Raw genomic sequence first — 15,593 nt, forward strand, 5'->3', positions numbered from 1 at the left:
GGGCTCGGACACGACGTGCTGCACATCTCGACGCCCCACAGTCGAGTCCTGGCCGCGCTCGGGAGAGACCAACGCGCCGAGCTCGCGGCCAGAGGACTGCATCGGGACCCAGCCGGTGTGGCTCACCTTGTGCCGACCCGTCTCCTGCCGGTACGCCTCAACCATCGCCGCCTTGATCTACGTCGCGAGATCGCCGACGCCGGGTTTGCCGACGCCGACTGGGTGATCGTGGACCAGCCAATGATGCATCGGGTGCTGAGCGCCTTCCAGCCGTCCACGCGAGTCCTGTACCGACCGACGGACCTGTACGACTCCGGGGCCTACGTCTACGGGCAGGCCATCCTCGTGGATCGTGCGGACGCAGTCGTTGCCACGTCACCGCCAGTGCTCGACGACCTCCACGTCCTCCCTGAGGTGCCGACACTGGTGCTGGAGAACGGTGTCGAGCTCGAGCCGTTCCTCCGCGCGGCCAGGGCCTCGACCGAGCGCTCGGGCGCGGTCTACATCGGGGCGCTCGACCATCGGTTCGACTGGGCAGCGCTCGACGCGATTGGAGCGGCCCTCGCTCCGCACGGTCAGACAGTCGACGTCTACGGACCGGCGAGCGATGCCCCGCCGCTCGGACCGAACGTCCACCTGCATGGACCTGTGGCCTACGCCGAGGTGCCAGCGCTCCTCTCGGCTGCCCGCATCGGCCTGATGCCGTTCACCCCGACCGACCTGAACCGCGGCCGCAGTCCCATGAAGCTCTACGAGTACCTCGCAGCCGGAGTACGTGTCGTCGGCCCCGACTTCATCGACCGGACGACTCCGGAGCTGTCGTCGCGCGTCCACACCTACGAGGACGCGACAGACATCCCCCACGCGGTGCAGGCAGCGCTCGCCGACACTCCCGATTCATTGTGGGCAGAGGCGCTCAGTCAGTTCGACTGGCGGGAGAAGGCCCGACGTCTCGAGGCCCTCCTGCACGATCCGTCCTGATCGACACTCGTCGCGATTCATGGGACGCGGCGGTGCGAGCGGCCGACGACGCCAAAACGGCAGCGATCAGGGTCGCCAGCAATAGGTAGACGAAGATCCCCTGCGGGAACAGGTAGATCCGCCAGAGCTCGGCCAGGCCGTACGACACGACCCCGGCGGCCACCACGACCAAGCCGTTGTAGCGCATCGCGTGCCCCCACACGACGCCCACCACCAGCAGAGGGATGAGAGCGAAGAGGGTCCCCAGCAGCCCGTAGTTAGTGACAACGTCGGCGAACGCAGAGTTGGTCGTGAGGCTCCTCGCCACGTCGACGTCGCCTCCGTAGCCGGCCATGCGCTCACCCACGACGTTCACGTCACCCGGCTGGAGGAAGGTCGGCACGGCGGCGAGGTAGGCGGGAGACGTGGAGCCAACGAAGTAGTCGCTTGTGAGGAGAGCGTCGCTCACGCCGATGCTGACCTGCGCGGGTGCCCCGAGGTACGCCGCGAACTGGTAGTTGTTCATCGCCGTAATGCTCGTGACGCCGTTGGCCTCGTAGAACTGGGAGTTTCGAGAGAAGTTCAAGAGACTCAGCGCGATGTAGCCGACAACGAGACCGCCGACGACCACCTTGCGGGAGACACGCAGCCCCCCGTCGATGCGGGCGGTCAGCACCACGAGCACGACGGCCGCCAGTATGAGCGAGAGGCGGCTCGAGAACGATGACGACAGCAGGAGCAGAACGACGTTGTAGGCGGCTGTTGCCCAGCTCGCGACCCCGCGACGCGCAAGGACGATCGCCACTGGTGCCGCGATCGCCGCCGTGTAGCGCAGCGTCAGGGGGCCGAGCTCGCCGCCAAGGGCCTCGTTGAGTGCGTTCCCGCCGCCGGTGGTCAGGGCGTCGACGATCGAGACCTGGCTCGCCGCCGTCACGACCGCGTATCCCACCCCCAGCGTGCTCAGGACCGTCAAGACGGCGAGGAAGCGGCGCTCGAAGACCGGCGTGTTCTCGACCTCGCTCACGCCGCGACTGGGCTCGATACTGGCACCCACCTTGCTGCCCGCCACGAAGACCGCGAGGCAAGCGACGTACCAGGTGAGCAGCACGGCGAACGAGCTGAAGGTGAGGTCGGAGCGCACGGTGAATCCCCGCAGAGCGTAGGACTCACCGCCCGGGATCGACCACACCACCAGGCTGACGAGAACCGGGCCGAGGATGAGCACCGCCGGCTTCGTCATCCAGCCGAGGTTCATCCTCTCTGCTCCCCATCTCGCTGGACCGAGCGGAGGACCTCGCTGACGCGGTCGGCGACGCTCGCCCAGTCGAACGCCGCCAACCAGTCCTCGGTCGCCTCGGCGCGACGCCCCGAGGACGCCACGTCACTCAGGGCACTCGCCCACTCTCGCGGATGCGCCTCTCCCCCCAGGCCCACCGACGCAGGATCGTTGGACGACAGCTCAGCCACGGATTCGCACTCCCGCGCGTACAGGACCGGAGTTCCGCACCGCAGCGACTCGACCACGGGAAGCCCGAAGCCCTCCCACTCGGACGTCACCAGGGTTGCCACGCCTCCACGGTAGATCGCCGCGAGCTCATCGTCGTCGATACCTGACACGGCCGTGACTCGGTCCGTCAGTCCGAGCCTCTCGGCCAGGCCACGAGCCTCGTCTGGATCGGGGACCACCATCACGAGGTCAAGATCCGTCGCCGCTACTGCCGAGATCGCCAGCTCCGGACGCTTGTGTGGCTTCAGGTTGCCGACGAACACCGCGTAGGGGCGGTCCGCCGACCTGGACGGTCCGTCGATCGTGAAGCGCGGCGAGCAACCGTTGCCGCAGTCGTGCACCGTCACCTCGTCCCCGAGCCATGCCTGAAGCTCGCGCTTCGACGTAGGGGACACGGTGATGACATGGCCCGAGCGCCGAACCAGCGGCTTCACGAGCCGCTCGTAGTACAGGGCGTGCATGCGCCCCGCGTCGTCGCGAGGATGCGTGATGTGCAGCAGATCGTGCAACGTGGGCACCTGGACGGCACGAGAGGGTCCGACAGCGAACCCGGGCGAATAGAGCACGTCCGAGCGCTTCAACTTCAGCCGCGCCCACTGCAGCACGTCCCGCTTGGCCATCGGGTCCGAGGTGGAAGCCAGGATGTCGTGCGGCACCGACAGGCGCGGGACGACCTCTCTGGCGTACCGACCGATCCCTGAGAGGTCGCGGTAACGATCGTCGACCACCAGACGCGAGGAACCAGCCGGTCGCTTCTGATCACTCGCCACTGGTCCACTCCACCACACGTGATCGGAACAGCTCGTCGGCGAAGTCCGCCGTGGCTGCACTGCCGGCCACGGACCTCAGTCCGATCGCCGTCTCGGCCGCGGCGCGGAGCTCGTCGGGATCGTCCGGGTCGCAGCTCGCTCCTGCACCGGTCGCGCTCACGCCTTCCCAGGCGCCACCCTCGCGGTTCACGACGACCGGCGCACCAGCGGTGACGGCCTCGAGCGGCATGATGCCGAAGTCCTCGACGGCGGCGAAGACGAAGAGCAAAGCCCGCCGGTACAGCTCGTGGAGGAGCCGGTCGCTGACCCTGCCGAGGAACTGCACCCGCACACCCGCCGAGTCCGCCACCGCCTGCAGCCGCTCGCGGTCGGGACCGTCGCCGGCGATGACCACGGGCACTCCCAGGGAGGAGCCCAGGTCGATCGCGGCGTCGACCCGCTTGTAGTCGACCAGCCGCGACGCACCCAGCACGAACTCTGCGGGCAGCTGCCGCGCGGCTTCTGCGTCCTGCTCTGAGAGCGGCCGCTCCATCGACTGCACGATGTTCGCCACGGCGACGGGCGGGTGGATGACACGCGCCTCGACACCCCAGGCCTCGGCCATGCGCTCAGCGACGAATGCGCTGTTGGCCGCGTACGACACCCGAGGATCGACCGACCGACGGTCGACGCGGCGCAACGCGGGCGCGACCGTCCGCACCGGGAGCGAGCGACCGCGCGGGTCGTACTCCGGTGCCCAGATGTATCGGGCAGGACTATGCACGTAAGCGAACGCCCGTATTCCCCGGCGCGCGGCCCGCGAGGCGATCGCATGGCCGAAAACGTGCGAGCTGCTCAGAACGAGGTCAGCGCCCCCCAGGTCAGCTCCGCGACCGGCTGCACGCATGAACGGCAGGGCTGCCGGCTTGCTTCGCCGCAGCGGCGAGCGGGCGAGCCAACTTTCTTCCACGCCGGGGAATCGGGTGGGGTCGTCGTTCCAGAGGCAGAAGCGTCGGGCTTCCGGGAACGCCAGGGTCATCTGCTCAAAGACGTTCTCCGAGCCTCCCGCCGCCGCGAGCCACTCGTGCGTGAGGAGGGTCGTCAAGGTCTAATAGGCCCCGTCCGGGCGGGTCACGGCGCGGATCGTGCGCCACAGAATCAGCACATCGCCCACCAAGGACCAGTTCTCGACGTAGTACGTGTCGAGCCGGACGGCGTCGTCCCAGCTCAGATCCGACCTGCCGGACACCTGCCACAGACCCGTCATGCCGGGCAGGACTCGGAGACGACGGTGCGCGGTGGCGTCATATCGCTCCACCTCGAACTGGCGCTGCGGCCGGGGGCCTACGAGGCTCATGGTGCCCCGGAGCACGTTGAACAGCTGAGGCAGCTCGTCGAGCGAGTAGCGCCGGAGCACTCGGCCTGCCCGAGTGATTCGTGGATCGTCTTCGAGCTTGGCCAACGGGCCATGCTCCTTGCCCTGCTCCGCGAGCAGCCGAGCGAGGCTTTCGTCGGCATCGACACGCATCGATCGGAATTTCATCATGTGGAAGGGCTGACCATCGAGACCAATGCGCTCTTGTCCGTATAGCACCGGGCCGCGGCTCGTGAGCTTCACGGCGAGCGCACACCCCAGGAGCACCGGCGCGAGAAGTGTGATGATCACGGCCGCACCAAGGCGGTCGAAGGCCTTCTTCGGCCACGCGGCGGCAGCGCCGTACGTCGGCTTACCGACCGTCAGGAAGGGCAGCCGCGCCACAGTTCCCAGCTGGATGCGCGAACCGGACACGTCAACCACGTTCGGGGAGAGCATCAGGTCGATGTCCAGCCCCTCCAGCTCCCAGATCAGGTCCTTCAAGCCCGCGTGGCCGAGGTGCTCCGTATCGGTGACGACCACGAGCTCTGCTCTGGTCGTCCGGAGCACGTCGTGCAGCCGCGCGTCCTCGCCGAAGACCCGGATGCTGTGTCCCTGTCGCTCGATGCGCTCCCCCTCACCGGCGGCGCGATCAGGAACCCACACGCCGGCGACCCGGATACCCGCGTTGTGGGCGCGCTCGAGATGTCCCACGATCTCCGCGGCGGACCGGATCCCTCCGACGATCAGGGTGTTGCTGACCATCTCCCCGTGACGACGCTGGCGACGCAGCCAGGCTCGCCACACCTTGCGCCCGAGGAGCAACCCAAACAGTCCCAGAGGGAAGGTGATGGCGAGGTAGAGGCGGGACGCGTCGAGCTTGAGGACCAGCGAGACGATCGCGACCCAGCCGAAGTACATGACCGACGCTCGGACGATCCTGCGGTACTCCTCGACACCCTCGCCAATGACGTATGAGTCGCGGGTGCGGTAGACCTGCAGCGCGATAACCCAACCAGCTGCGAGTGCCGTGCCAAAGCTCCAGTAACTGAGCGACAAGGGGCCGTTCGTCGTCACACTCGACTGGTCGAAGCCGAACCGCAGTCCAGCGCTGAGCAGACCAGCGGCGACCACCGCGATCACGTCCGTCAGGAACAGCGTCCGCGCGTACGTTCCGTGCCACCTGGCCCTGGTGGAAGTCACTTCAACCACTGGATCGCCTCCGTCGGGACCGGCAGACGAGGCTACGGCCTGCGAGTCCAGGGCCTGGACGGCGAATGTCTTCACGCCAGATGGCATGCCGCCTCCTCAGTCTCCCCGAACCTCGTGAGTAAGAGGCTAAGCCGACCACAACTCGGCACGCGAGCGTTCCGGAGAAATAGGTGACGCGAAACGGGCGTGACATACGACTCACTGCCGCCGTTCAATCAAAGCCGGCAGCCACGGCCTCGCCGCTCGCATACAGTGTGCTGACCCCTGACCTCGAATCGATCGTGGAGCATTCGTGGACCTGCGTGACTACATCGCCATCTTCCGGCAGCGCTGGCTGCTCATCGCGGCGACGACGCTCGGTGCTCTCGCGATCGCCGCGGGTCTCACATCGACGGCAACTCCGCAGTACGCGTCCTCGACTGGGCTCTTCGTGTCGACCTCGCAGTCGTCCGGCGAAAGCTCAGCGCTGCAGGGAAGCCAGTACTCGTTGCAGCGCATCAAGAGTTATGCCGACCTGGTGAACCAGAGCGCCATCATGACCCGCGTCGTGGATCGACTTGACCTGGACGAGACCCCGGGGCAGCTCAGCCAACGAGTCAGCGCTTCGGCACAGCTCGACACCGTCATCCTCACCATCACGGTGACCGACGAGTCACCCGAACGTGCGCAGCAAATCGCCGCGACGACCGCAGAGGTCTTCGTTGGCTACGTCGGCGAGCTGGAGACTCCACCGGGACAGGACCAGGCGACCTTGAAGGCCACCGTCGTCGACGAGGCGTCCCTGCCCGGGTCACCCGTCTCGCCCCAACCCACCCGCAACCTCGGACTTGGCCTTGTCCTCGGTCTGCTGCTGGGCGCCGGCATCGCCGTGCTCCGCCACACGCTCGACACCTCGGTCCGCAGCTCGTCCGCGGTCGAGGAGATCACGCACGCGCCCGTCATCGGATCGATCCCGTTCGACAAGAGCGCCGGTGGCGCGCCACTGCTCACGGACATCGATCCGTACTCCCCACGCAGCGAGGCGTTCCGCGTCCTGCGCACCAACCTGCAGTTCATCAACCCCGACGAGCACCACAAGGTCTTCGTCGTCACGAGCGCACTGCCGGGCGAGGGCAAGAGCAGCACGACGATCAACCTCGCGCTGGCGCTGGTCGAGAACGGCAACAAGGTCGCGGTGGTCGAGGGCGACTTGCGCCGCCCGCGCATCGCCGAGAAGCTCGGCGTCGTGGGCGCCGTGGGACTCACCACGGTCCTGGTCGGCCGCTCGAGCCTCTCCGAAGCCCTGCAGCACACCGAGCACGACCTCAGCATCCTGACGAGTGGCAGGGTGCCGCCGAACCCGGCCGAGCTCCTCCAGACGGACGCCATGTCGCGGATCATCGACCAGCTGCGTGAGAACCACGACATCGTCCTGATCGACGCGCCCCCGCTCCTGCCTGTCACTGACGCGGCGATCATCGCCAGCAAGGTCGACGGTGCGATCCTGGTTGTGCGCCACGGCTCGACCACACACGACCAGCTCAGCGGCGCGATCGAACGGCTCGCGGGCGTGGACGCACGGCTCATCGCGTCGATCGTCAACATGACGCCGACCTCGAAGAACCGGTCGGGCTACGGGTACGGGTACGGGTATGGATACGCGCCCGAGGACCCGGCGCCGTCGGTCGCGGAGGTCGCCGAGGAGGCACCCAAGCGACGTGGCCGGTCCAAGGCACCGAAGACGACGACCGTGCTGCCGGCACCTGCGCGCGCCGAGGGCGTCGACGAGCCCGACACCGTCGACGCTCCGCAGTCCGAGGCAGATCCCTCGACGGACGAGACGGAGTCCGATGACGTGCCCGAGGTGCTCGAGGCGCTCGAGCCCCCGCCGGCCGACGACCTGGTGGACGACGACGGTCGCGGCTGGCTCGACGCCTCGCAGGGACTCGACGACGAGCCGGCGCGCGCACCCCGACCCGGTCGTCGCGGCGGCCGCTAGGAGCTGCCGACGCGGCTCCTGGGGGTCGCCCCACCCCGTGATTCGCATCACACAGGCGCTTCTCAGGTGCAGTTCAGGGTCGTTTCCGACCCTCTGGTACATCCCTGACACATGAAGTTCACGAATCCCGGACAACACGCCGGAAATTTCGGGGTACGCTTTCCGGAGCCGTCACAGTCCGAACCGACGGTAACTGTCCCTCGTGAAAATTCTGGAGACCTTATGCGCAAGACACTCGTGGCACTCGCCGCAACGGTGACGGGCCTCATTGTTGCCTTCGCACCGACGGCCGCCAACGCCTACCCCGACCCGGTCCTGACCAACCTCGGAGGCAACGCTGCCGACGGTGTCGTCGCCCCGGGTGAGAACTTCACCCTGACCGGCCAGTTCGACGGCGTCGACTGCGACCCGTGGATCGCGACCTTCACCGGCGGCGCCCTGACGCCGAACTCGGGCTCCGGCACGAGCTTCTCGGTCTCCGGCACCGCCCCCACCACGGCCGGCTCGTACACGATCTCGTTCACGTGCACCTACGACGACGGCACGCCAGCCGCCACGACGGCTCCGGTCGCGTTCACGCCCGGCGCGGTCGTCCAGACCGTGACGCTCCCGTTCGCGGTCCAGGTCGTCTCGCCCGGCACCGCTGCTCCGGGTACCGGTACCGGCACCAACGCCAGCAACGGCGTCCTGCCCTCCACGGGTGGCCCGGCCCTGCTGCTGCTCGCCGCTGGTGGCGCGCTCGTCATCGCCGGTGGCGCGACGGTCGCCCTGCGTCGCCGCAACGCCTGAGCACCTGCTCGATCCTGACCGCCACCCCGGCGCCGGTCCTCCGGCGCGGGGTGGCGGTCGCACGTTAAGCACCTTTCCCCCGGCTGGCACCTCTCGTAGGGGCGCCCGGCCTCGGCCGCACCCAGGACACCCATGGCTTCACGCAAGGACCGGACCTCAGGACGCCGACGCGCGTCCTCGCCCCGGCGGTCCTCCCGGTCCTCCGCAGCCTCCAGCCGTCCTCGGCTCCTCACGGGCAGGCAGCGAACCGCACGGGAGAAGCGCGAGCGCCAGAGCCGCCGGAAGGCGATCTGGCTGACGCTCGCCGGGATCGGCGTGGTGCTCGTCGCGATCGGCGGCTGGCTCGGGTGGGAGGCCAACCAGGCCCGCACCGCCCTGGCCGAGGCCACCGACCAGGCCACCGCGCTGCAGCGCGAGATCAGCGAGGGCGACACCGAGCAGGGTGAACGCCTCCTGGCAGCGCTCCAGGTCAACACCGAGAAGGCCCGTACCCACACCGACGGCCTGCTCTGGTCGGCCGCGGCGAAGATCCCGTTCGTCGGCGACAACGCCCGGGCCGTGACGGTGGCCGCTGACGCGCTCGACGCCATCGCGCAGGACGCCCTGCCGCCGGTGGTCTCGACCGCCACGGCCCTCGACTCTGACCTGTTCAAGCCCGTCGACGGCGTCTTCCCCCTCGCCACGTTCGCGCAGCTGGTCGATCCCGTCAGCTCCGCCGCCGAGGTACTCACCGCCCAGCGCGCCCGCATCGACGCGCTCGACCCCGACGCGCTGCTCGGCCCGGTGCGCAAGCCCGTCGAGGAGCTGCAGGAGAAGGTCGGCACGGCCGAGACCGCCGCCGCCGCAGCTGCCCGCGCCATGCGCCTCGCCCCGGCGATGCTCGGCGGCGAGGGCCCTCGCACCTACCTCGTGATGTTCCAGAACAACGCCGAGAGCCGGTCGACCGGCGGCATCCCCGGATCCGTCGCCCTGGTGCGCGCCGACGGCGGCCGCCTGACGTTCGGCGACACCTACTCGTACACGGACATCGGCACGTTCGAGCAGGACGTCATCCCGCGCACCGAGGACGAGGCGCTGACCTTCAGCTCCACGATCGCCCGGGACCTGCGCGACACGACGCTGACCCCGGACTTCCCTCGCGCGGCGCAGTTCGCCAAGGGCATCATCGAGCAGCGCTTCGGCGTGCCGATCAACGGCGTGATCTCCGTGGACCCGGTCGCCCTGTCCTACGCGCTCGACGGCACCGGCCCCGTCGGCCTGCCCGACGGCACGGTGCTGACGGGCGACAACGCCGTCACGACCCTGCTGAGTAGCGTGTACGCCCGCTTCCCCGACCCACGCGAGCAGGACGAGTTCTTCAGCCTCGCGGCGCAGACCGTGTTCACGACCGTGCTGAACGGTCAGGGCGACTACCGCAAGACGCTGGAGGGGCTGACCGACGCCGTCGACGAGCACCGACTACTGATCTGGAGCGCCGACCCCGCCGAGCAGGCCGAGTTCGCCGAGACGCCGCTCGCCGGAGCCCTGCCGCAGGGCGGAACGCATCCCCGGTTCGGCGTGTACGTCAACGATGCGACGAGCTCGAAGATGCAGTTCTACCTGCGCTGGGACTCCAAGGTCGAGGCCGTCCGCTGCCTCGACGACGACCGCCAGGAGCTGGCCCTGACGGTCACCCTGACCTCGACCGCACCGGCGGACGCGGCCCTGCTGCCGTCGTACATCGTCGGCCCGGGAACGTACGCCACCCCTGGGACGCAGCAGGTCAACCTCCGCCTCGCCGCACCGTCGGGCAGCACGCTGGAGGCCCTCGAGGTCGACGGCGTCCGCACCATCATGGGTAACGGCACGCTGGGCGACCGGCCGATCGTGATCCAGCCGGCCCTCGTCGGCCCGGGTCAGGAGGTCACGCTGAGGCTCGTGGTCACCACCGGACCGAACCAGCCCGACAGCATCATCGTCGACTCGACCCCCGGCGTCGTGCCGTTCGACCAGGACCAGCGCTTCGCCTCGGCCTGCGGCTGACCCCAGGCGCTCAGCCCCGCGGGAGGGCCTCGACGACGCGCACGCCCTGCCAGACGGCGAGCGCCTCCAGCTCGGCCGTGGAGTAGGTGAGGTGCGGGTACAGAGCCGCGCCCGGACCGAACGCGCAGAACACGTCGCCCTGGTGGCACATCGAGATGGCGCGAGGAGCCACCCACGTGGGCAGCGCGACGTCCAGACCGGGGTAGAACTCCGCCCACATGCCGGCGAGCCCGCGGACCGCGGCTCCGGCCTCGACGTTCTCCGCCTGCCACAGGGTCTCCGTCGAGCCGATCACGCGTGACGGGTTGGCGAGCAGGACCACGCCGGCGACGCGGTCGCGGTGCTGGGGGTCCAGCGTCGTCAGGCCGAGCTGGACGACCATCGCACCCTGCGACGTGCCCATGAGGACGAATCGCGACGCCGGACACCGCGCGGCCTCGGCGTCGATCAGCTGCGTGAGCTTGTCGGCGCCGTCGAAGACGCTGCCGAGGAACGCCTCGTACGTCACGGAGGGGTCGTAGCTGGGGATCTGGAGAGCGCGGTACTGCACCGCGCGGTAGGCCACCGAGGCTCCGGGCCGCAGCGCGCTGATCTGCTCGTTCATCTTCGCGGCGATCACGTAGTTGTAGGAGCCGAAGCCCGTCTCGTCGGACGTGAACTCGGCCGGGCTCCCGTCGTCCGGCGACTCCGGGAACTCCCCCGACCCTCGCGCCCCGACCAGCACCACGTCGCTGCAGCCTGCGGCGACCGACGCCCGCTGGGGCTCGGCGACCAGCGGGCGGGCGGGCGGCACGAACCCGGTCCACGGATGCACCGAGACGCTCTCGCCCTCGACCGGCACGCCACGGCCGTAGGGGAACGGCCCTGACGCCGAACCCCAGTCGACGTGGCGGGCGTCGAACGCGTGGTCGGCCGAGACGCCGGTCCCGCAGTCGCGCACCTGCCCCGTGAAGCTGCCGACCACCGGGCCTGAGGCGTCGATGCACCGCGTGGACTGGCCCAGCGTGGTGGCAGTGAGCGTCACGGTGGGCGCGGCACCGACCGTGCCGACGGCGCCGATCGCGGTCGCCGCGTACGCGAGCCGAGCACTCGTCATGGCGACCACCCCCGCGGACTGCACGCTGATCCCCGCCCAGTCCTCGGCGTTCGGGGCTGTCGCGGCACCGTCGCCGTTGGTGTCACCGACCACGGCGTCGTCTCGCACGGAGGTGATGACGACGCCCTGGCCCGGGGTCCCCTCGACCGCGAGCGTCCCCACGACGGTCCACGTCCGTCCTGCCGCGACCTTGACGACCGTGCCGGGGCGCAGCGTGAGGGTGGCACCCGCCGCCACCGTGAGGTCGCCCGTGACGCGGTGGACCCGGGCGTCGTCCGGACTCCACACGGTGTCGCGCGAGATCGTGCCCGAGACGTCCACGACCGCAGGGATCGTCCCGATCCTCACCGGGTCGCTCACCTCGACAGCCGGGTCGTACCCGCTCCGGGTGCCCGTCACGCGCACGCTGATCGAGGTGCCACGGTCCGCGGCCGTGACCCGGTAGCTCGTCCCCGTCTGACCCGTCAGGGGAGCGCCGTCGCGCAACCACTGTCGCGACTGCTGGGTCGGTGTCGGGGTCCACGCCGGGACGCTGACGGTCAACGTCCCGCCGCTGACCGGCTGGCCCGCGATCGTCGGGCGGCTGGTCTGGAAGGTCCCCGACGCGACCGGAGGCGGCAGGCCGTCGCCCGCCAGCCGGAACAGGAACGCCGCCATCTGCTCGCGCAACACCGGCTGCCCCGGCCGGAACGTCGTCGCCCCACCCGGCTCCACGTACCCCGTGGAGATCTTGCGGTCCGCCAGCCACGCCATCTGCTGGTAGAACACGTGCGTCGTGGGCACGTCGGCGAACGGCGACACCGCAGGAGCCACGAACGCCGGCGACCCTTCCAACCGATACAGGAACGCCGCCATCTGCTCGCGCAGCACCGGCTGCCCCGGCCGGAACGTCGTCGCCCCACCCGGCTCCACGTACCCCGTGGAGATCTTGCGCTGCGCCAGCCACGCCATCTCCTGGTAGAACACGTGCGTCGTGGGCACATCGGCGAACGGCGACACCGCAGGAGCCACGAACTCCGGCGACCCTGCCAACCGGTAGAGGAACGCCGCCATCTGCTCGCGCAGCACCGGCTGCCCCGGCCGGAACGTCGTCGCCCCACCCGGCTCCACGTACCCCGTGGAGATCTTGCGCTGCGCCAGCCACGCCATCTGCTCATAGAACACGTGCCCCGTGGACACGTCCGCGAACGGCGACACCGGCGGCGCCTCGTACGCCCCGGCCGGTGCGGGCGCCCCGGCCCAGCAGAGCGCCAAGACCACCAGGGCGGCGACGTGACGGCGCATCCAGGGGCTCCTCGGGCAGGGCAGAACTAGCGCGATCCTAAGGAGCGCGGCCGCCGAAAATCCCCGGAACCGACAGATCCGTCACGCATCACACTCACCGACCGGGGCGACGCCCCGCGGAGGTCCTAGGGCCGCCTGAACTCCGCGCCGCCGTCGTCGCTGACGAAGACCTGCGGATCGGTGCCGACCACGCCCACCAGCACGGTGTCACTGGCGGCCACAGCCCGCGCGGGGTCGCCCACGATGCAGCTCTGGTCGGTCCACGTGGCACCGGAGTCGGACGTCACGAACAGGAACGCGGCACACCCCTCGAAGCGGGCCAGCGCGTAGCCGGTGTCGAACGTCGTGAAGGTCGCCGTGCGGATGTTGTCGAGACGCCCGAGGACGACCCACTCCGCGCCGGCGTTGCCCGTGCCGCGCACCACGCCGTCGACACAGGTAACGCGCGAGAACGTGGCGTCGATCTGGCTGATCGACGTGACGGTGCACCCCGGCTGGCTCGCGAGTCCGGTCGGGGCGACGACCGCGCGGACGTCGGTGGGCGACGGGTACCAGAGCGAGATCTCGTCGTCGGCGTCCCACGTGCGGCCACCGTCGACCGAGCGCAGCTGCACCGGCACGCAGTCCGCCTCCGTCCCCACGAGCACGAAGTCGCCCTCGGGGCTGATCGCGGCGCTCAGCACGGTCTGCAGCTGCGGGTCCACCGGAGCGGTGGTCGCGCCGAAGTCGGTGCCTGCCGCCACGGTGGCCGGCACGCCGTCGCACGACCCGCGGGTGGCCCACAGGTACGTGCCGTCGTTGGTGATGTCCAGCACCGCGGCCGACGACGGATCGAACTCGAACGCCGTCTGCTCGTTGTCGACCTGTTCGGGTGTCGGCGTCGCCTCGATCGAGATGTCGCTCGGCGGCGGGGACTGGTTGACGTGGCGGTAGACCGCGACGACGGCCACGACGTCGACGATCAGGAACAGCGCCAGCAGGGGCAGCGCTCGACGTCGTGACACGCGACGATTCTAGGGGGATCCGGCGTCGTGACGACGACCGAACCTCACAATCTCCGGTGTGACGCTGAGCGGAGGATCAGGCGCTCTGGTCGGCGTCGATCCGCAGGGCCGCGTTGACGCGGGTGCCGTCGGCCAGGTCGACCCACCAGCGGTCGGCGATCTCGCTGATGATCGAGAGCCCGCGGCCGCTCAGGGAGTCGGAGTCGAAGTCGATCGGCTGGAGCTTCGAGTCGAGCCCGGAGTCGCGAACGCTGATCTCGAGGAGATCCTTCGCGATGGTCCAGGAGACCTCGATCTTGCCGTCGTCGCTGGGCTTGCCGTGACTGACGGCGTTGGTCAGCATCTCGCTCAGCACGATCAGGGCGTCGTCGATCTGGGCCGAGGCGACCCGGTTCTCGGTCAGGAAACCCGCCAGCTTGGTGCGCGCGATGCCCGGGGTGGAGCGGGCAAACGGGAAGAGGAAGACGTCGTGCGCGCGCCGCATCGTGGTCTCCCTTCCGTCGTTCGGTACCGGATCTCCTCCTTGAGGAGGAGACGCGGACGGTGTTTCTACTAGTCCAAAGTAACCATGAAAAGGTCAAAGGGACAGTTCAGGCGCAGTGAGTTTAGCGCTCAACCAGGCAGCGTGGGGTGTCCACCCCCGCGTTCGCCCGGCTCCGCCGGGTTCCACGGCCGCCTGGATCCGTGGTCCTCACGACGGGTGGCGAGCCCCGTCGACCGCACCTGCCACTCCACGAGCGCCAGCACGACGAGGGCCGTGAACAGCGTCGTCGCGGCCGTCGCGGGGCGACCCTCGGCGCTCGCGGCGGACGTCGGGACGGCTCCTCCCGCCTCGAGCAGGAGCAGCGAGGTCGTGAAGGCGACGTGCAGCGCCACCGCGGCCTCGAGACCTCCCGTGCGCTGGGTCAGGATCCCCGCGGTCACCGCGAGCACTCCGATCTCGACCAGGCCCCACGGCCCGCGGGCGTGGCCCGCGGTGACGAACAGGGCGCTGGCGACGATGCCGATCCAGCTCACCGGAACGACCAGTGCGAGGAGCTGGGGCAGGTATCCGCGGAAGGCCAGCTCGACCGCCGTGGCCTGCAACGGCACCAGGGCCAGCGACAGCACGAATCCGTACCAGGCCGTGAGCGTGGGCACCGAGAGTGTCATGCCGACACCCGAGCCCGGCACCGCGGGCGACAACGACAGCACCATCAGCACGGTGCCGAAGCTGATCAGGCAGCAGCGCCCCCACCAGGCCCAGCGGATCCTGCCCTCGACCGACCACACCAGGTGGCGCCCCGGACTCCCGGTCAGCGCCAGGCCTCCGAGGAGCAGCGCGCCGCAGAGGGCCGCTGCCAGGAGAGCCACGGCGAGATCGACCAGCCGGTCGACCGGCGGCATGACCCCAGGACGCGCCGTCAGGTCGGGGGTGAGGGCCGATGCAGCCACGAGCACCACGAGTGCGCCGCCGAGCGCCATGACCCCCGAGACCACGAGCTGCCACCCGCGGTGATGCGGGTCGTCGCGCACCAGGAGGTGGTAGGGCGTGGGCACGACCACCATTGTGGCGTCTGCGCTGCGCGGACGACCTGTGATCGTCGGCGATGCCTGGAACGGCAGGCAGGATCACGCCCGCAGCACGACGCCGCCGCA

At 69.7% G+C, this 15,593-nt stretch carries 12 protein-coding genes; 4 read left to right on the plus strand and 8 right to left on the minus strand.

The genetic code is table 11. The annotated features are described in order from the left end of the window. The first annotated feature begins 129 nt into the window (after window positions 1-129). A complete protein-coding gene (locus ABD127_RS13395) occupies window positions 130-981 on the plus strand; it encodes a glycosyltransferase family protein (protein ID WP_344202407.1) in 852 nt (283 codons plus the stop codon). Here the strand turns inward: ABD127_RS13395 and ABD127_RS13400 are convergent. From ABD127_RS13400 to ABD127_RS13415, 4 genes are all read right to left on the minus strand, one after another. Continuing rightward, window positions 917-2,215, minus strand: a complete 1,299-nt coding sequence (locus tag ABD127_RS13400; RefSeq protein ID WP_344202408.1) for a hypothetical protein — start codon at window positions 2,213-2,215, stop codon at window positions 917-919. The genes ABD127_RS13395 and ABD127_RS13400 overlap by 65 nt on opposite strands. Then, window positions 2,212-3,237: a glycosyltransferase family 4 protein gene (locus ABD127_RS13405; RefSeq protein ID WP_344202409.1), complete on the minus strand. Its 1,026-nt coding sequence runs from the start codon at window positions 3,235-3,237 to the stop codon at window positions 2,212-2,214. Before ABD127_RS13405 ends, ABD127_RS13400 begins: the two co-directional genes overlap by 4 nt. Then, window positions 3,227-4,255 (minus strand): glycosyltransferase, encoded by a 1,029-nt coding sequence (locus ABD127_RS13410; RefSeq protein WP_425545827.1) that lies wholly within the window; start codon window positions 4,253-4,255, stop codon window positions 3,227-3,229. The genes ABD127_RS13405 and ABD127_RS13410 overlap by 11 nt, the downstream gene beginning before the upstream one ends. Window positions 4,256-4,324: 69 nt before the next feature. Beyond that, complete coding sequence (locus ABD127_RS13415; RefSeq protein WP_344202413.1) at window positions 4,325-5,869, minus strand: sugar transferase; 1,545 nt, start codon at window positions 5,867-5,869, stop codon at window positions 4,325-4,327. Window positions 5,870-6,074: 205 nt separating this feature from the next. On the opposite strand from ABD127_RS13415, the gene ABD127_RS13420 reads away from it, so the two are divergent. The 3 genes from ABD127_RS13420 (at window position 6,075) to ABD127_RS13430 (ending at window position 10,571) form a co-directional block, all read left to right on the plus strand. Further along, window positions 6,075-7,760: a polysaccharide biosynthesis tyrosine autokinase gene (locus ABD127_RS13420; protein ID WP_344202415.1), complete on the plus strand. Its 1,686-nt coding sequence runs from the start codon at window positions 6,075-6,077 to the stop codon at window positions 7,758-7,760. A 222-nt stretch (window positions 7,761-7,982) separates the two neighbouring features. Further along, window positions 7,983-8,549: an LPXTG cell wall anchor domain-containing protein gene (locus ABD127_RS13425; protein WP_344202418.1), complete on the plus strand. Its 567-nt coding sequence runs from the start codon at window positions 7,983-7,985 to the stop codon at window positions 8,547-8,549. 132 nt (window positions 8,550-8,681) lie between these two features. Then, on the plus strand, window positions 8,682-10,571 hold the full coding sequence (locus ABD127_RS13430) for a DUF4012 domain-containing protein (protein WP_344202419.1): 1,890 nt from the start codon (window positions 8,682-8,684) through the stop codon (window positions 10,569-10,571). A gap of 10 nt (window positions 10,572-10,581) precedes the next feature. On the opposite strand, the gene ABD127_RS13435 is transcribed toward ABD127_RS13430, so the two are convergent. From ABD127_RS13435 to ABD127_RS13450, 4 genes are all read right to left on the minus strand, one after another. Further along, a complete protein-coding gene (locus ABD127_RS13435) occupies window positions 10,582-12,951 on the minus strand; it encodes a cutinase family protein (RefSeq protein ID WP_344202421.1) in 2,370 nt (789 codons plus the stop codon). Between the two features lie 125 nt (window positions 12,952-13,076). Next, a complete protein-coding gene (locus ABD127_RS13440; RefSeq protein WP_344202423.1) occupies window positions 13,077-13,955 on the minus strand; it encodes a WD40/YVTN/BNR-like repeat-containing protein in 879 nt (292 codons plus the stop codon). 76 nt (window positions 13,956-14,031) lie between these two features. Beyond that, the gene (locus ABD127_RS13445) at window positions 14,032-14,439 is read right to left on the minus strand and encodes an ATP-binding protein (RefSeq protein ID WP_344202424.1); all 408 of its coding nucleotides are present in this window, start codon (window positions 14,437-14,439) and stop codon (window positions 14,032-14,034) included. Between the two features lie 128 nt (window positions 14,440-14,567). Continuing rightward, the gene (locus ABD127_RS13450) at window positions 14,568-15,494 is read right to left on the minus strand and encodes a CPBP family intramembrane glutamic endopeptidase (protein WP_344202426.1); all 927 of its coding nucleotides are present in this window, start codon (window positions 15,492-15,494) and stop codon (window positions 14,568-14,570) included. Window positions 15,495-15,593: the final 99 nt, after the last annotated feature.

It is taken from the genome of Aeromicrobium alkaliterrae (genome assembly GCF_039529015.1).
Lineage (GTDB): Bacteria > Actinomycetota > Actinomycetes > Propionibacteriales > Nocardioidaceae > Aeromicrobium > Aeromicrobium alkaliterrae.